This window comes from Acetatifactor aquisgranensis (assembly GCF_943193215.1).
GTDB classification, from domain to species: domain Bacteria; phylum Bacillota; class Clostridia; order Lachnospirales; family Lachnospiraceae; genus Acetatifactor; species Acetatifactor aquisgranensis.
On sequence record NZ_CALPDH010000022.1, the window covers coordinates 80,089 to 96,058 of the forward strand.

Annotated in this window: 17 protein-coding genes and 1 pseudogene; 11 read left to right on the forward strand and 7 right to left on the reverse strand. The window is 46.1% G+C overall.

The genetic code is table 11. From position 1 onward, the window contains the following. The first annotated feature begins 158 nt into the window (after window positions 1-158). Window positions 159-677: a TetR/AcrR family transcriptional regulator gene (locus NFS35_RS18530; protein WP_251208592.1), complete on the forward strand. Its 519-nt coding sequence runs from the start codon at window positions 159-161 to the stop codon at window positions 675-677. Window positions 678-1,119: 442 nt separating this feature from the next. Here NFS35_RS18530 and NFS35_RS18535 read toward each other — a convergent pair whose 3' ends face one another. The 4 genes from NFS35_RS18535 to NFS35_RS18550 all read right to left on the reverse strand — a co-directional run bounded on the left by NFS35_RS18535 (window position 1,120) and on the right by NFS35_RS18550 (window position 6,130). After that, complete coding sequence (locus NFS35_RS18535; RefSeq protein ID WP_251208593.1) at window positions 1,120-2,877, reverse strand: ABC transporter ATP-binding protein; 1,758 nt, start codon at window positions 2,875-2,877, stop codon at window positions 1,120-1,122. Continuing rightward, window positions 2,867-4,717 carry an ABC transporter ATP-binding protein gene (locus tag NFS35_RS18540; RefSeq protein ID WP_251208594.1) on the reverse strand — a complete coding sequence of 617 codons (1,851 nt, stop codon included), beginning with the start codon at window positions 4,715-4,717 and terminating at the stop codon, window positions 2,867-2,869. Before NFS35_RS18540 ends, NFS35_RS18535 begins: the two co-directional genes overlap by 11 nt. A gap of 515 nt (window positions 4,718-5,232) precedes the next feature. Beyond that, window positions 5,233-5,643 carry a DUF3788 domain-containing protein gene (locus NFS35_RS18545; protein ID WP_251208595.1) on the reverse strand — a complete coding sequence of 137 codons (411 nt, stop codon included), beginning with the start codon at window positions 5,641-5,643 and terminating at the stop codon, window positions 5,233-5,235. A 52-nt stretch (window positions 5,644-5,695) separates the two neighbouring features. Beyond that, window positions 5,696-6,130, reverse strand: a complete 435-nt coding sequence (locus NFS35_RS18550; protein WP_251208596.1) for an AraC family transcriptional regulator — start codon at window positions 6,128-6,130, stop codon at window positions 5,696-5,698. A 485-nt stretch (window positions 6,131-6,615) separates the two neighbouring features. On the opposite strand from NFS35_RS18550, the pseudogene NFS35_RS18555 reads away from it, so the two are divergent. Beyond that, window positions 6,616-6,912: pseudogene (locus NFS35_RS18555) on the forward strand (recombinase family protein); the annotation flags it as partial. 269 nt (window positions 6,913-7,181) lie between these two features. Here NFS35_RS18555 and NFS35_RS18565 read toward each other — a convergent pair. Beyond that, window positions 7,182-7,511 carry a helix-turn-helix domain-containing protein gene (locus tag NFS35_RS18565; RefSeq protein ID WP_251208598.1) on the reverse strand — a complete coding sequence of 110 codons (330 nt, stop codon included), beginning with the start codon at window positions 7,509-7,511 and terminating at the stop codon, window positions 7,182-7,184. A 180-nt stretch (window positions 7,512-7,691) separates the two neighbouring features. Here NFS35_RS18565 and NFS35_RS18570 point away from each other — a divergent pair, with 180 nt between their 5' ends. The 9 genes from NFS35_RS18570 (at window position 7,692) to NFS35_RS29720 (ending at window position 13,671) form a co-directional block, all read left to right on the forward strand. Further along, the gene (locus NFS35_RS18570) at window positions 7,692-8,363 is read left to right on the forward strand and encodes a DUF3879 family protein (RefSeq protein ID WP_275564705.1); all 672 of its coding nucleotides are present in this window, start codon (window positions 7,692-7,694) and stop codon (window positions 8,361-8,363) included. Between the two features lie 38 nt (window positions 8,364-8,401). After that, entirely contained in the window at window positions 8,402-9,439 is a 1,038-nt protein-coding gene (locus NFS35_RS18575) for a DUF4885 family protein (RefSeq protein ID WP_251208599.1), read from the forward strand. A gap of 91 nt (window positions 9,440-9,530) precedes the next feature. Beyond that, a complete protein-coding gene (locus tag NFS35_RS18580) occupies window positions 9,531-10,187 on the forward strand; it encodes a hypothetical protein (protein WP_251208600.1) in 657 nt (218 codons plus the stop codon). A gap of 155 nt (window positions 10,188-10,342) precedes the next feature. Continuing rightward, window positions 10,343-10,525, forward strand: coding sequence for a hypothetical protein (locus NFS35_RS18585; protein ID WP_251208601.1), 183 nt, complete (start codon window positions 10,343-10,345; stop codon window positions 10,523-10,525). A 95-nt stretch (window positions 10,526-10,620) separates the two neighbouring features. After that, window positions 10,621-10,803 (forward strand): ribbon-helix-helix domain-containing protein, encoded by a 183-nt coding sequence (locus tag NFS35_RS18590; protein ID WP_251208602.1) that lies wholly within the window; start codon window positions 10,621-10,623, stop codon window positions 10,801-10,803. Between the two features lie 763 nt (window positions 10,804-11,566). Beyond that, window positions 11,567-12,097, forward strand: coding sequence for a MobA/MobL family protein (locus NFS35_RS18595; protein WP_251208603.1), 531 nt, complete (start codon window positions 11,567-11,569; stop codon window positions 12,095-12,097). Window positions 12,098-12,111: 14 nt separating this feature from the next. Further along, complete coding sequence (locus tag NFS35_RS18600) at window positions 12,112-12,411, forward strand: hypothetical protein (protein ID WP_251208604.1); 300 nt, start codon at window positions 12,112-12,114, stop codon at window positions 12,409-12,411. Window positions 12,412-12,547: 136 nt separating this feature from the next. Next, window positions 12,548-13,375 (forward strand): hypothetical protein, encoded by an 828-nt coding sequence (locus tag NFS35_RS18605; RefSeq protein WP_251208605.1) that lies wholly within the window; start codon window positions 12,548-12,550, stop codon window positions 13,373-13,375. A 95-nt stretch (window positions 13,376-13,470) separates the two neighbouring features. Beyond that, window positions 13,471-13,671, forward strand: coding sequence for a transposon-encoded TnpW family protein (locus NFS35_RS29720; protein ID WP_251208606.1), 201 nt, complete (start codon window positions 13,471-13,473; stop codon window positions 13,669-13,671). 185 nt (window positions 13,672-13,856) lie between these two features. Here NFS35_RS29720 and NFS35_RS18615 read toward each other — a convergent pair whose 3' ends face one another. Then, window positions 13,857-15,080 (reverse strand): siderophore ABC transporter substrate-binding protein, encoded by a 1,224-nt coding sequence (locus NFS35_RS18615; RefSeq protein WP_251208607.1) that lies wholly within the window; start codon window positions 15,078-15,080, stop codon window positions 13,857-13,859. A 60-nt stretch (window positions 15,081-15,140) separates the two neighbouring features. Next, window positions 15,141-15,911 carry an ATP-binding cassette domain-containing protein gene (locus tag NFS35_RS18620; protein WP_251208608.1) on the reverse strand — a complete coding sequence of 257 codons (771 nt, stop codon included), beginning with the start codon at window positions 15,909-15,911 and terminating at the stop codon, window positions 15,141-15,143. Between the last annotated feature and the right edge of the window lie 59 nt (window positions 15,912-15,970).

Here is a 15,970-nt window from a genome sequence, read left to right on the forward strand (position 1 = left end):
GTTTCGATATAATAATTTCGGAACAAGTGTCATGATATAAAACATTTGTTTCATTTAAGTCATATTATATTGACGGTCCCATGGAGCGTCAATGCGAATCAGTAAAAAAGATGCCGCCATCACGCTATGCGGTACAAAAAGGGGGATTTTGTTCCTTTATGAAGAAGAATCAAACAGCATTTATGAAACTATGTCTTGCGGACGCGCTTATCAAGCTGATGAAGACCCAAGACTTTGATACAATCAATGTAAACTCGATTTGCAAGGAAGCAGACATCGGCAGAACTACTTTTTACAGATACTTTGACAACAAAAACAGTAAAGAGGAAATGCTCCTTTTCAAGATAAAATATGAATGGGAGCAGTATTCGGATAAGCACGAAATCGGCAAGCAGGGAAAGAACTCTGATTTGACAGAATTTATCTATGAAAATAGGCGTCTGTTTTCAATGCTCTATCACAATGATCTTATTTCTGTCATTATGCGTGCGCTTGAGGATTTGATACCTTCGGGGGAAACATACGATAAGCAAGCCTCGTATCTTATGTCCTTTTTTATCTATGGATACTTCGGGATCATCTATCAGTGGATGAAATATGATTTTGATGAAACGCCCGCGCAGATACAAAAGCATATTAACGACACCATCACCTCTGGCCTAAATCAAAACCTATAAAGACAAGCTGGCAAGAAAATTGCGTTTTCAGCCTTTAGTCCTCCAGTATAATATATTCGCACATAGGTCACGGTTCCCCGATTGCCACGCTTATGTTTATTCTTGTTATGAGATTTTCCTGCTTAACGATTTCACTTGCCGTGAAACCAGACTGCATAACGCCGGCTGGTTGAATCGCATGATTACATTAGGCAGTATTCAGCGTTATGCAGCATAAAATCAGCGGAGTCCGCAAAACTCTTCACCGGATGGCCATCAACGGATCCATACGAAACGGGCGGGAGATTCCGGGGGACTGGAGAAGCTTTCTTTCAATACCCGCCGGACACACCAGGGCGTTGACAAAGAACCATCCATAAAATTCTACCCCTGTGATTTTGCGTGCAGACTCTCCGGCTTCCTGACCATCTCCCAATGCCAGATGCCTGCGGATATCTTCTCCCTATTGATACCACTGTCTCTGCAGCTCATACATCGTCTTATATTCCCCTTCGGCCGCAATCAACTCATCATGGCTCCCGTCCTGCACAATGCGCCCCTCCTTAATCACAAGAATCCTGTCCGCAATCTGCGCGGAAGCCAGCCGGTGGGTCACGATAATCGAAGTGCAGTTCCGCGACAGTCTGCCAAATTCCTCATACAGGTACTTCTCTTCCAGGGCATCTATGGCAGCCGTAGGTTCGTCCAGAATCAAAAGGCTGTTGTTCCTGTATATCCCTCTTGCGATTGCGATCCGCTGCCATTGGCCTCCGGAAAGTTCCGTCCCTCCGAACTCTCTTCCCAGCATGCCGTCCATTCCCCCAGCCCATCCAGGGTCTACGCCAACGTCATCACAAATCCGATTCAGCCTGTCCACAGACTGATCGCCGGCAGCGTCACTAATCCTGATATTCTCCCCCAGCGACATGCTGTAACGGCAGAACTTCTGAAAAACCGCAGAGATTCCCCTTACAATCCGTCCGGCGCCCTTCTGCACGCCCTCATAGGAAACCGTCCCCTTTGTAGGCGAATACAGCCCCGCAATGATATGGCACAGCGTGCTTTTCCCGCTTCCGTTCTCTCCTACCAAAGCAACCGTCTGCCCCCAGGGAATCCGCAGATTGATATCCGAAAGCACGAACTTCTCTCCCTCTGTCCCAGACTGCGGGTAGGCAAAAGACACATCCTCCAGCCGTATCTCGAACTTTTCAGGCAGTGCAATCTGCTCCTGTTCCCCCGGATCCTCCCCTATGAACGCAAGGTAGTTCTTTACCATGGCCATATTTTCTATGGCGATGGCCAGGCGCTCGGATATCACTTCGTCCATGAACCCGTAAAACTCACGGAGCGCAGCAAAGACCGCCGCAAACGCCCCCACGGAAATGATGCCCGCCAGCACATAATAGACCAGCATGGCGATAATCGCGCCATAAGCCGCCACAGTCAGGACATGGATGCAGAAATTCACCCTTTCCTTCCGGAGCTGCATGCGGAAATGCAATCCGTTCAGCTTCTTCAGCATCTGATTGTACCTGTCGAAAAAGCAGCTGCCGCATCCCCACAGGCGGGTCTCCTTATAATACTCTTTTCCGATGACGCAGTCCCCATAATAGTCCATCTTCCTCCGGACAGGCGCGGCCTCATTCTCCAGATGCTCAAAGGATATCATATGCAGCAGTCTGGTTATCACGTTTGGTATGAAAATAATGACTGTGCTGATGCTGAGGACAGGCGCCAGGGAAAACAGGTACCAGCTCATCACCACAAAATAAAAAGCATAAAAGAAAAGGATATCCAGGATGGTAGTGCTCACCCAAAAGACACCTTCCGAACCACGGACAGCTTTGTTGATCCGATCCAGTTCCTCCGCATATTCAAAGGCAATCGCATCCTTCCTGTCAATCGTCCTGAACAGAACCTTATTGGTCTCTTTTATGACCTTTCGGTTCAGAATCTGCCCATAACAGTTCGCCACGCCGTTCATAGTCTGCGCAAAAGCATATGCCGCTCCTAACAGCAGTATTTTGACCACAAGAGGTAGTATATCTCCCCCATTCTCTGAAATCCCGTCAAAAAAATACTGTACGCTCATGACCTGCAAGACCCAGGAAACGCCGTGCAGCATCTGCAATACCGAGTATAAGATAATGCTTTTCGGGAACATCCTGTACAGAAGCCTTATGCCCACCAGATTATTGTAAATAAAATTCTTATGTCTCATACCAACACCTCTGACTGTCGAACATCTCCTTATAAAGCCCGTTCTCCAATCCAATCAAAGCTTTATGCGTCCCCTGCTCGACAATCTTTCCCTGATCCAATACCAGAATCTCGTCCGCCATGCGCGCAGCGCCCAACCTGTGCGTGATCAGAATCGTGAACTTTTCCATGGAATGCTCTTCTTCCTTGGAAATCCCTTCTTCCTTGGAGCGCTCTCCTTCCATTGTGACCTGCCAGAACATCTCATACACCTTTGCCTCCCCTTTGGGATCCAGGGCCGCGGTCGGCTCGTCCAGAATGTTGATTGGGGCTTCGCTGTACAAAAGCCTTGCAATCGCTAATTTCTGCCACTGGCCTCCGGACAGATCCACGCCGTCCTTCTCCAGTTTCCCCAGCTTGCTGTCTAACCCCCAAGGCAGCTCCTGTACACAGGCTCCCAATTCCATTTTTTCCATGACCTGCTCCAGCAGCTGCTCCTTGTCCTCCTTCACGTTCCCCACCAGGATATTGTCCCGGAACGACAAAGCATACCGGGCGAAATCCTGAAACACCACAGAGAACATCCACTTCAGCTCCCCATATCGGTATTCCCGCAAGTCCTTTCCATTAATCAGAATCTGCCCCTGATACTCCTCGTACAATCCGGTCAGCAGCTTCGTGAGCGTGGATTTGCCCGCGCCGTTCCTGCCCACCACCGCATAGCACTTATTTCCCCGGAACACAAACGAGCAGTCCCTGAGCACATACTCCTCCCGCCCCGGATAGCGGAAGGACACCTTCCTGAATTCAATCGATTCCACCCGGAATCCCGGAATCTTCAACGGTTCCGCAGCGGCGTCCTCTTTCTCCTCCATGGCCCAAAAAACGTTCACATCCTTCAGGTACGCATTGAAATCCGCAACCCCCTGCATGATGCCTGACAGATTCCACGACATGCCCTGGACAAGGTTCAAAATAGAGGTCACAAGTCCCACATATAACCCGTTCGACAGCTTCCCGCTGCTCAGGGCGGGAAGGAGCAGCAGCATGATAATCACTGCCAGCATGACCATGGTCAGCGAGCCGCTCTTCATATTGGCATATCTCTTCTTCTCGATGGCAGCCTCCTTCTGGTTCGCATAGTCGCTGAGACGGTCATACTCCTTCGTTATCTGTCCGGAATACCCGAACAGGGTCCGCTCTTTCGCATGGTCTCTGTCCGACAGGATTGCGGACAGATATTGATACCGTCTTTTGACCTCCACCGCGTCTTTTTGCAGGACGTAATTCTGTCTGCCGGTTCTATAGGCCAGAGAAAAAAGCGGGACGCTCACCAGCAAAATCGCCGCGCCGCTCAGAACGCTTGCCTGCATGACGATGCTCATAAGGGCCACGCATTTTACCACCAGCTCAATCCCGTTACAGACCGTTTGGTAACCCGCCCAGAAACGGCCCTCTACCTCTCCGCAGACACGGTATATCAATGCGCAGGACTGGCTGTCCTCTATGTACCTGTATTGAAGCGCCGCCTGCTTCTTCATGAACCGGTTCCTTAACATGGTCTTTAAACGGTTCTGCGCCGATGCGTTGACCAGGTTTGAGACAGATGGTATCATCTGCTTGAAAACCACTATCCCAAGCAATAGGATAAGGGGCACTAAGACCATACGGACGCCCAGCGCGCCGCCATATGCCCCTTCCACACGGTTCACGAATTCCGCGATTGCAAGCGCCTGCACCGTCGGCAGAAAGGCATTGATTACGGCAACCAGCAAGAGATATCCTGTATGGAAAGGTATCATTTTTATCATATCCCGCAGGAATACAAAGAGATTGTATTTCGTCTTTTTCCGGCTTTTCATTTTGGTTTTTCCTTCGCTCCACAGCCTTTTATTTTTTGATTATTTTGTACCAACCGGCACAACAGGCCAGGGAATCATCCCTTTGATACGAAATGTTTTGTCGGCTCATCTAAATGATATATTTCTTCTTTTAGGAATTCGGGATATATCGTTACATCTCGAATTTTCTCAATCGGCATCCACCCAATGACCACATCACAATTATCTTTTTGTGGTTATGATTGATTATGAACTATACGCCTGACGCTTGCAATGTATATTTATCAGCTCGCTTTCCACGGATTCGTAATTCCGAAAATGGAAGAACGAAAAACAGGAAACTTTTTTCATAATTTCTTGTCTTGGTGTGCCGCTGTGACGGGCGGCGGTTATTCAGTTTGCTGTTTGCACAACTCTACAAATTAATTTCCCGCACTGGAACATACAAATAACAATACTCATGCATACCAACTTAAAAAACCATAATATTCAACCATTGGGAACGTGTCAAAAATGGAATTTTACAGGATTGATTGTTATAAACATTTTGCCTCTAACAGTTTCACAATATCTTCATAATGTTCCTGGCAGATAACCCGATAATGTATCCAGCCGCCATCACCACAAGGATATTTATTATCAATGTGTTCCTGGGTGTATTTTTTCAGCTCCCCATAAACCGCTGCATACTGCACATCCGTTAATCTCATCATAACTGTAAATGCGCCATCTTCAGCAAAGATATTACACATAAGCTTTTTCTTTTTATAATGTCCGATTCCCCAACCGTATTTATTGCCATAAGGGAAAACAACTTTCTGATCTGTATGAAACATAGTCGTTAGCCAATCATTTATCCTGGAAAAGCGTTCTGCATTTTCCGAACAATATGTTGTCATTTCCTCTACGGTTGGAATATGCTGCTTATTCAGCATTCTCTCATACATAGCCGCCCTCCAATCCCAATTTACTGCCTTTACCGCACCGCAAAACCGGGATTTATTTTGCTTTTATCGGGATATAATAGTCCATCTGTTCATACCCCATTATTTTTTTCGCAAGCGGCGGCGTAATTATATTTCCTAATTCTGAACGTGATGTGTCACGTTTAAATCCATTTTCGCTTAGAAACTGGTCAATCTCTGTGTCCATTAGCCCCTTATCTGTCTTCTGGTCTATGTCCGTTGCTACAGCATAAAGACCGCCTTTGAAGTCTATTATTTCAAATTCGTTTGGAACATTCATTCCATCTTCATACATATACAGCCAGACAAAACCCTCTCCTGCCCAAAATAGGAAATCTTTCGGAAATAACCCTCTTTTTTGTGAAGATAACCATTCGTCGAGTAGATTGAAATTCCCCTCTCCGAACATACCTGTTCCAGACGAAACCATTTTACAGGCCGGCATTTCATAAATTCTTACACTTTGCATTGTTGTCCCCCAGATTTTCGTTTTGTCAATGACTAAGTTATTATAGCATTTCACTCTAAAGAATGAAATAGATTTCCTTGCACTTTATAAAGAAAATTAACTTAAGAAAAACAATACCGGAAATGTCCGGTTTATCATCATCTTATGTTTCCGGTGTTTTCTTCTTCGTCCAATTCCGCCTCGGCATCACGGATGATGTCCTCCGCAAAGTTGAGAGAGTACAATCAATTGGACTGGAACAAAAAAGAAACTACCTCAATGCATGTTGTGAATCCCAAAAGCCTTCCGCCTGCCTACAGCTTTGGCCTCCGGTTTTTCTTCCTGACACTGTCTCTGTTTTTCCGGCATAAACAGAACGAGACCTCCGAAGAAGTCTCGTTTTGTTCATGGAGTTATAAAATATAAAAGACTTCTTAATCAAAATAAGTACAAAACAGCCACAGCATAGCATTTATGCGGTACTGGCGGAAAGGAGGGAATTGATTATGAGTCACGATTTAACAGCATTATACGAGAGATTGAGCCATGATGACGAGTTACAGGGCGAGAGCAACAGCATATCCAACCAAAAGGCAATGTTGGAGGATTATGCGGAAAAGAACGGTTTTACGGGCATACGCCATTTTACTGATGACGGTATTTCCGGCACGACCTTTGAGCGTGAGGGATTGCAAGCCATGCTTGCAGAGGTAGAAAAAGGCAATATCGGTACTATCATTGTGAAAGACATGAGCCGACTGGGAAGAAATTATGTGCAGATGGGAATGTTATGGGAGCAGTTGCGCAGTTGTCAATTACAATGCAGGGGAACAGACCGCCACCCTCTACACAAGGGATAATGCAGTCATGCGGAAACTGGACACGTTTGTTGCCGACTTCCCTGACACATACAAACTGACAGGGCAGGACAAAGTGTCTAAGACTTATTCTTTCCCAAAATCGCACGTCAGTTATCGCAAGCCGAGGAAACTAAGCGAAGAACAGAGGGAACAGGCAAGGGAGCGCATGAAAAACATCAACGGCATTTGATACAAATGTAAAAATCGTGGGATTATTTACGCAGGGAAGATTTCAGGGCTTGTATGGTATCTGTAATAACCATCAGTTCATGGCTGGAACAGTCCTCTAAAATATCCGTGATTTTAGAGATATAAGTGTACTCTGCCCTGTTTAGTTCATCGCATAAAAGTTCATCAGCGGAACAGGATAACGCATTTAATATGGCGATAAACACTTTCAGGCTCGGAATACAATTCCCTGTTTCAATGTGGGATATGTGCGTTGTGCCGACATCACATAATTCCGCCAGCTTTTCCTGCGACAGATTGCAGGCTATTCTCCGCTCCCTGATTTTCCTGCCGATAGTTTTATAATCTATCATTGCGACCACCTCATTTGCATTGTAAGCGCAGACAGATAAAACGATAATGACCTAAAATGCAGATAGACTGAATAATGCAGATGCTATTAAAAATTTGAAGAAATCTGCCGATAAAATATATAAAGTATGAAAGGGATTTCAAATATTTATCAAGGAGGAAGCGGTTATATCGTTATATCAATGAATATTAGTGGGTTTGGCGCAGGCAGCAATTCAGCTTACAAAAGCATCAATACTAACAGCAAGCAGTACAAAGCGGCGGCAAAGAATCATTTGGCGGCTCTCATGGAAGAAGAAGCCATGATGACGCCTGAACAAAAGATGCTATACAAGTTAATGGGCGGGCGTGAAGCGCATATGAGGAATGTAATGCAGAATTATAATTCCGATGGGGATTTTATCGGACCGGGCGGGGTTGTCGTTCCGGGAATGTACCATGGGGAGGACGGAAAGGTTGACCGCTCAACATGGCAGCAACTGATACCCGTATCTGACGATATGAGGCAGAAGATGTTTGACAACGTAAAAAGGGAGTTCATTCAGGAGAATGGAATCTCTAATGGTGACACAACAAAAAGGTCACAGATATTCAGGGAATACCAGTTAAGCGTCAAAAAAGAGGACAGGGCAAAAGGAACATGGACGCTGCAGCAGTATGAGGGCAAATACCGTTCTGCTATGTATGCGGCAGTCAAGGCGGCTAATCCAAAATGGGAGCCGGGGCAGCCGTTTGACCCTTCCATTTTAGACAGTGTTACAAGGGAATCCGTAGAAAGCACACTTGTGAAAAGCGGCAATACATTTGTGAAGCGGTCATCTGTTTCCGGCAGTTCATTAGACGTGCAGGTCTGATATAGAAAGCATACAGCAAACAAAAGCGGGGTTATAAAATGGTTGTTATAAATAATTCGGATTATTATAGTAAAATACCAGCGGGCAGGGATTTTAATAACCTGCCTGCTGATTCCAGTGCTGGCACAACTGTAGGCTATCAATATGATGGATTTACGGAGGAAGACCGTTTTGTACAAAAAGTTCTGCGGGAGCATTATGATAAAATGTACAGGGAAAATATGTCACATTCCGATCCGATGGCATATGTAAGGTCAAAATACTGCGATGTGACCTCTCCCAACTTTTGCTCATACATGACGGCAGACCAGCGTTCCATAGCTTACCGTACAGAAAAAAGAATGCTGCAGACAGGAGGAAAACCTGTAGGCGGATTTGCCCGGTATGATTATGCTTTGAAGGATTACAAGGACTTATATACAGGCGGTTCAAGAAGTACGGGCTACAGCCGTAACACGGATAAGGAAAAGCAGTATGCCCGAAGTGTTATAAACCAGCAGATTTCAGAGCTGTTTTCCAGTCATGGGATATCCTTATCGAAACAAATAGACTTGAAATTTTCTGTTAATCCGTATACATATCAATTAAACGTGTCAGGAAATACAGATAAAGATACTTTATCACTGATAGAGAAACTGCTGAATGAGGGAGATAATGCAAAAAACATATGGACACATGCGTGGCTCTGTATGCATGATGCAGATAATGAAATTGTCAATCTGCAGGCAAATACAATAAAGGCAAACCAATATTCTTTATGGCATGAAGTATATAATACAACAGGGTATGATATACGCAATGCGGCATACAGGAACGGTACTTTTATTGCGGAAGACGGTACAGACTTACTTGCATTGTTTAAGGAGAAAGCAAAGAACGGCGCAGGGTATGAACTTTATTCTAACAGGTGGCTGGAATATGCTAAGAATGGCTGGAATAAAGAAAATGATTTAGTGCTGGAAATAGGTTTTGACAGTAGCGGGTTGTATGACATAGGACAGGAAAAGGGATATGGGATAGCACAAGATGCATGGGTGAAAAGCAGTGGTCAGAGTATGTTTGATGCCAAAGTGTAAGAAAAAAGCCTTGCCAGAATGAAAAAGCCGAATATTTTCGGCTGTCCATTAGATGTGAGTGTATAAACAGTTTTACAGACAGGTGGTTATTATGGGTATATCGTTAAACAGTGTAGCAAACGGCGTAAAGAATGTTACAAGCGCAACTTTAGCAACAGGACAGCCAAACTGGTCTTACATTCCGTCCGCCGCAAAACAGACAAAAACACAGACTGAATTTATAACAGAGATAAAAGAACTTGCCCGAAATGCGGCAACGGTAACAAACAAAGCGGACAAGGACAGCATTGACAGGCAGCTATTACAGTTGAGGGCGGAGTATCTGTCTGATGTATCTCCCGACAGAAAGAGCCTGTATCAGTCTGCAAAAAACGCCATACAAAAGAGCAGCAATACGAATCCCAAATGCAGGGGGATTGGCGAACTATCCCTGCTGGACTTTCTGGAACAGGCAGACGGCAGGGGAAACCTTGCGGAAAAACAGTTTGCGCTTGCAGGCGGGGGAACGCTCACCTGCCCTATCCTCTCCACAGGCGGATATGGTGCGGTTATTGAATGTCAGGGCGCAAAAGTTTTGATGAACACAGGAAACGGCTGGAGTTATGAAATGACACCGGCGGAACTTGCAAAGAAAAACGAGTTTTATAAAATCTATTGGAATGAGTACCGGACTGTCAAAGGAAACAACGAACTTTCCGAATTACCCGATTATCTGGAAGAGCGAAGTATATTTGACAGGAAAGCATAAAAAGAATCAATAGATAGATGATAAATTTTTTATAAACCGAAGCATAAGCGAAAATTGAATATTGTTTACCTTTGGGTAGCGGTTATCTTAACAGACAATCTGCTATCTTTTTTATTTTCAGCAACCACCAACATAATGCAGAAAGAGGTATTAAGGTGATTGAGGGCAAAAACGACACAAGCAAAAACTTAGAGAAAGCATTGCAGGCATTGAAACAGGCAAAACGGCGTGTAGCCAACGAAAAGAAAAAGCAGAACGAGAAGAAACGCAAAGCCGAGAACCACCACAAGTACATCATGGGCGGCATTATCGTGAAGTATAGGCATAGGAACGAATGATGATTGCAGGAAAAATTTATAATCGTTTCCTTTCTGTTGACTTTCATGCGCATGTTAGTGTATGATATATATGCGCATGAAAGTGAGGTGATAAAGTGGCGCAAAAGAAAATGGGACGTCCACCGAATGGCGATAAACCCATGAAAGACAGGATATTTGTCTTAGTCGATGATGACACAAAGGAAAAACTGGAACAGTGTAAAAAAGCACTGGACACCACTACATCTGATGTTGTCCGTCGTGGTATCGACAAGGTGTATGACGAACTGGAAAAATAACGGAGGCGGCGAACCCCTGTAAAGAATTGCGCCACCTCACACTGCGCCCACCTACAAGGCGGACTGCGTAAATATTATACACTACGCATTCTTGTCTTGCAAGTGGCGCATGGAGCAAAACGGGAAGGAAACGATTAAAATAACAACTTTGTCAGAGGGTATCGGTTAGGTGTTTTAATGACTATGGAGGTATTTTCGGGGCAGGACAGCTTTTTAGGAAATGATGAATAAAACAAACTGAATATTGGTGCTTATGGTGGCGGTTTATCCCAACGGAAAATCAGCCACCTTTTTATTTGCAAAGACTATCAACACAGCATAGAAAGAATGAGGTATCGAAATGATTGAAAGCAAGAATGACACAAGCAAAAACTTAGAAAAGGCATTGCAGGCGTTGAAACAGGCGCAACAGCGTGTAGCCAACGAGAAGAAAAAGCAGAACGAAAAAAAGCGGAAAGCCGAGGTAACGTATCCACCCTGTTTACAGGGTGCGCACAGATATACCACCAGAGGTGGTATGTGCGCTCTCCGAGGGGCAAGTTTCACTTGCATGGACTCCTGCGGAGGGCGTTGTCTGCCTTGCGGCAGCCAAAAGGGGAAACGACAATTCCCCTTCGCAAGCTGCGCTTGCTACCCTTAAGCGAAGCCCTGCTTCGCTTTGTGAACATTTGCGTTCAGACAAAAGCCAAAGTGCGGCTTTTATCTGCCCACAAAGTCTGTCCATGCGCCCCACTACTCTATTGGCAGAATGTAGGTGTTGCGTATGGGTAATGTCACGAAACAGGCAAGCACACGTTTTTCCATAGTCAAGCGGAGCAAAGGGCAGTCGGCAGTTGAGAAAGCGTCCTATATTAGCAGGAGTATTCTTGTCAACGAGTTTGACGGGCAGACCTACCGCCCGAAATACCATGAAGATTTAGTCCACAGCGAAATCACTCTCCCACCCAATGCGCCCAAAGAGTATGCAGACCGAGCCGCTTTATGGAACGCCGTTGAACTGTCAGAAAAAGGGCAGAAATCACAGCTTGCGAGAATGTTAAAAGCGTCACTCCCCAACGAATGGAGTTATGAACTTGCGGAGGAAGTCGTGAGGGATTATGTGCAGAGGAATTCTGTTGATAAAGGAATGTGTGCGGACTGGGCAATCCATGACAGCGAAAATGACAAAGGACAGCGCAATCTTCATATTCATGTTTTACTCACAATGCGCCCTCTCACTGAAAACGGGGAATGGGGAGCAAAGACCAAAAAGGTTTGCCGATCCAAGCCACCTATAAGGAGAGCCAGTCACTAAAAAGGCTTGCAAAAATGAGATACGATAAGGAGCATAAGGACAGCTTATCGAAGTACCCCGAATTAAAAGAACGTATGCAGAGCCTTTTACAGAATGGGGAAAAGATAACGCCGAAACAGTGGAAAGCCGAGATACAGTCTTTGCAGTCCGAGTATGACAGTATCGGCAAAGAGCAGACCAAGACCGCAACAGAATTAGCGTATGCGGAAGTTATCAGCTATAACAGGAAGAACCTTGCGAGGGAACTTCAGAACGAGAGCCGACAACGTAACAGGCAACAGAGCCGACCGAAACGGAGGGAGGAAGAAATTTAATGTGAATTTTATTGTAAAGGCAGGCATTTTTTTGTATAATTGAAGTGTGGCAGGAACAGGATATATCGTATCTTGTGCCACAGATTTTAGAAATCGAGGTGATAAGGTGTCAAACGATAAACAGATAGAGGAAGTCATGGCAAAACGTACAGCAAAAAACAGCGTATTCCTTGACCTTTTTCAAAACAAGAGTTATCTGCTAAAGCTATATAAAACGCTCCACCCGGAGGACACCACAGCAACAGAGGATTCACTTACAGATGTGACAATCACAAATGTGCTGACTGATAATCTGTATAACGATTTAGGCTTTATTGTCAATAATAAGTTGATGATACTTGTGGAGGCGCAGTCAACATGGACAGTGAATATTTTAATAAGAATTTTACTGTATCTGGCGCAAAGCTATCACGAATATTTTCAGCGTACCAGCCAAGACTATTACAAAAGCAAGAAAGTAAAAATGCCAAAGCCTGAACTTTATGTGATTTTTACGGGGAACAAAGGGCGGAAACCCGATAAAATATCTTTGTCTAAAGAATTTTTCGAGGGCGCAGATATAGATATTGAGGTAAAAGCAAAAGTTATCTATGAAAGCGATACAGATGATATTATCAATCAGTACATCATTTTCTGCAAAGTTTTTAACGAGCAGACAAAACAGCATGGAATGACACAAAAGGCGGTTACAGAAACAATCCGCATATGCAAGGACAGGAATGTTTTAAGGGAATATTTAGCGCAGAGAGAAAAGGAGATTGTGACGATTATGATGAGTTTATTTGATGAAGAGCAGATAATGAAATCGTTTATCAGAAGCGAAAGGCATGATGAAGCTAGAGAAACAGCGGAAAGAATGATTAAAGACGGGGAACTTTCTCTTGAAAAGATTGCACGTTATGTTCCTGCATTATCAATGGAGGAATTAAAGGAGATTGAAGCCGAGGTTATGCAGTTAGCGTAATCGGCAAAACAATTTAATATTAAAATCACAGCGTAAAGGCGCATGGAACAGTAAATTGTAAACCATGCGTCTTTTTTTGCGCCCAAAGGAGGAATATGAGCGACAACATTCAGACCAACACTACAGGGCGATTAACGCCCTGTTTACAACAGAAAATTGACAAGACAAGGTACTTAGTCGAGGTACATTTTTCGGCTACCAGTAGCCAAAGCGTAAAGGATAAGTTAAAGCGTGTCATTCTCCACGATTTGGAGCATGGGAAACAGGGCAGACCGAGAAAAAGTGATGAAAAATGATAAATACGTCCTTGACAAGTAGCAACAGGGTTTATACCTTAAGATACTATCTGCCGTTCTTACTGCTCCCGGGCCGCCGACAGGAAACGTTTTACGGTCTCCATGGGGAATGCTGTATTCCCATTCCATGGGCAACACCTTCCGGAGCGGATGCACGTTTGCCCAGACGGGAATCGCCAGGAGCACTAGTCAAGAAGCGCTTTTTCCAGGTCGCTGAGCATAATGCCCAGAGATGTGATGCCGCCCTCCGCAAGATACCAGATGCCGGGGTTCTCCAGGATGACCAGATTGCCATTCCGGTACGCATCTGTCTTCATGACCAGCTCATTCTCCATGATTTCCTGTGCCAGCTGGGCGCCGGTGGCGCTGATGGCAGAGTCCCGATCCATGACAAAGATATAGTCAGGATTCAGCGCAACGATGGCCTCAAAGGAAACCTCATTGCCGTGGGTGAGCGTAACACCGGCGCTCCCGGATGCGTCATTGCCGCTTTCGCTGCTGCCTTCTCCCTCGCTGCCCTCACCGCTGCCGCTCCGGCCACTGCTTTCTTCTTCGTTTCCCTCATCCCTGCTGCCATGTCCGCCGCTTCGCCCGCTGTCGCTTCCCGCTGCCGCCGCGTCCACACCGATGTTGTCAAATCCAATCTCGTTGACAATCAAAGAGCAGCGGCCGTCATTGCCCAACAGGTTAAAGCTGCCGCTGGTGCTCATGCCCAGCACACAGGTCTTCCCCTGAGCGAACTCCGCCAGCGCCGCAATCTGGGCATCATACTGCGCCAGCATTTCATCCACATGCTCTGTCTCCCCAAAGATGGCGCCAACCGTTTGGGCGTTGGCGCGGATTGCTTCCACCAGGCCCTCATCGGATACAGTCGTCAGCCGCAGCACCGGGGCGATTTCCCCCAGGGAATCCATATACTCAGCCATGCGGCCGCCCATCAGAATCAAATCCGGCTCACAGGCCATGACGGCTTCCAGGTCTGGCGTCTTGACAGAACCCACAATGGGCAGTTCGTCATTGTAGGACTGAAGGTAAGGCAAGGTGATGGTGGGCGCGCCCACAACGCAGCCGCCCAGCCCCAGATTGTCCAGGATGTCCAGGTTGGCCAAATCCAGGACCACCACGCGCTCCGGCTTATAGGGAACCGTGACTTCAACGGGTTCGCCCGCGGCATCCATGCCTGTCACGACAATTGTCCCGGAGCCCTCCGGTGCCCCGCCCTGGCCGGAATCTTCTGTGCCATCCGCGTCAGTCTGGTTTTCAGAACTGTCGCTTTCCTCCGACGACGATTCTGCAACGCTGTCAATGGCTGTCTCCTGACTGCCTCCTACGGTATCCCTTGTGTCTCCACAAGCAGTCATGCCCAGGACCATGGCAAAAGCAAGAATGAAAGAAAGTAATTTTTTCATGATATGGTTCGTCTCCTTTTCTGTGATATTTTAGCAAATTAGATTCTTAATTTCGTTTTTTTAATAATAAATAGACAACGGTTTCCCTTCGATTTCCATGATTTCGAAATCCACATTGTAGATTTCCGCCAGGTTCTCCTTCGTCATCACCTCCTCCACCGTTCCCATCTTCACGATTTTCCCGCCCGCAAACGCGCAGATATAATCAGAATAAAAAGCCGCATAATTGATTTCGTGCAGAACCAGGATCACCGTCTTCCCAAGCTCGTCACAGAGCCTGCGGACGATTTTCATCATATTGCTGGCGTGGTAGATATCCAGATTGTTGGTGGGCTCATCCAGAAGGACATATTCCGTGTCCTGGGCGATGACCATGGCGATATAGGCCCGCTGGCGCTGGCCGCCTGACAGTTCATCGATGAACTGATCCTGAATCGGGCCCAGCTCCATGTAATCCAGCGCCTGGTCGATGATTTTCTCGTCCTCCGCCGTATTGCGGCCGGCGGAATAGGGAAACCGGCCAAAGGTCACCAGCTCCCGGACGGTCAGCTTCATCTGGATATTGTTGGTCTGGGTCAGGATAGCCAGGCGTTTGGCCAGCTCCCTGCTCTTCCAGCCGGAGATGTCCCGGTCTTCGAAAGACACCTCACCGCTGTCTCGGGCTATCAGCCGGGAGATGATGCCCATGACCGTGGATTTCCCGGCACCGTTGGGGCCGATGAGAGAAGTCATCTTGCCCTTGGGAATCTCGAAGCTGACAGAATCCACCACCGTCTTCCCGTCATATTTTTTGACCAGATTTTTTACTTTCAAATCGATACCTCCCTGCATATAACATAGTCTGCCAGCATCTCTCAGCCGCTTTTACAGGACTCCCGGAACCCATTCTT

Excerpts from the sequence above, each read along its gene's own strand:
- NFS35_RS18530 (WP_251208592.1), top strand. The coding sequence starts at position 159 with ATGAAGAAGAATCAAACAGCATTTATGAAACTATGTCTTGCGGACGCG.
- NFS35_RS18535 (WP_251208593.1), bottom strand. The coding sequence starts at position 2,877 with ATGAGACATAAGAATTTTATTTACAATAATCTGGTGGGCATAAGGCTT.
- NFS35_RS18540 (WP_251208594.1), bottom strand. The coding sequence starts at position 4,717 with ATGAAAAGCCGGAAAAAGACGAAATACAATCTCTTTGTATTCCTGCGG.
- NFS35_RS18545 (WP_251208595.1), bottom strand. The coding sequence starts at position 5,643 with ATGTATGAGAGAATGCTGAATAAGCAGCATATTCCAACCGTAGAGGAA.
- NFS35_RS18550 (WP_251208596.1), bottom strand. The coding sequence starts at position 6,130 with ATGCAAAGTGTAAGAATTTATGAAATGCCGGCCTGTAAAATGGTTTCG.
- NFS35_RS18565 (WP_251208598.1), bottom strand. The coding sequence starts at position 7,511 with ATGATAGATTATAAAACTATCGGCAGGAAAATCAGGGAGCGGAGAATA.
- NFS35_RS18570 (WP_275564705.1), top strand. The coding sequence starts at position 7,692 with ATGAATATTAGTGGGTTTGGCGCAGGCAGCAATTCAGCTTACAAAAGC.
- NFS35_RS18575 (WP_251208599.1), top strand. The coding sequence starts at position 8,402 with ATGGTTGTTATAAATAATTCGGATTATTATAGTAAAATACCAGCGGGC.
- NFS35_RS18580 (WP_251208600.1), top strand. The coding sequence starts at position 9,531 with ATGGGTATATCGTTAAACAGTGTAGCAAACGGCGTAAAGAATGTTACA.
- NFS35_RS18595 (WP_251208603.1), top strand. The coding sequence starts at position 11,567 with ATGGGTAATGTCACGAAACAGGCAAGCACACGTTTTTCCATAGTCAAG.
- NFS35_RS18600 (WP_251208604.1), top strand. The coding sequence starts at position 12,112 with ATGAGATACGATAAGGAGCATAAGGACAGCTTATCGAAGTACCCCGAA.
- NFS35_RS18605 (WP_251208605.1), top strand. The coding sequence starts at position 12,548 with ATGGCAAAACGTACAGCAAAAAACAGCGTATTCCTTGACCTTTTTCAA.
- NFS35_RS29720 (WP_251208606.1), top strand. The coding sequence starts at position 13,471 with ATGAGCGACAACATTCAGACCAACACTACAGGGCGATTAACGCCCTGT.
- NFS35_RS18615 (WP_251208607.1), bottom strand. The coding sequence starts at position 15,080 with ATGAAAAAATTACTTTCTTTCATTCTTGCTTTTGCCATGGTCCTGGGC.
- NFS35_RS18620 (WP_251208608.1), bottom strand. The coding sequence starts at position 15,911 with ATGCAGGGAGGTATCGATTTGAAAGTAAAAAATCTGGTCAAAAAATAT.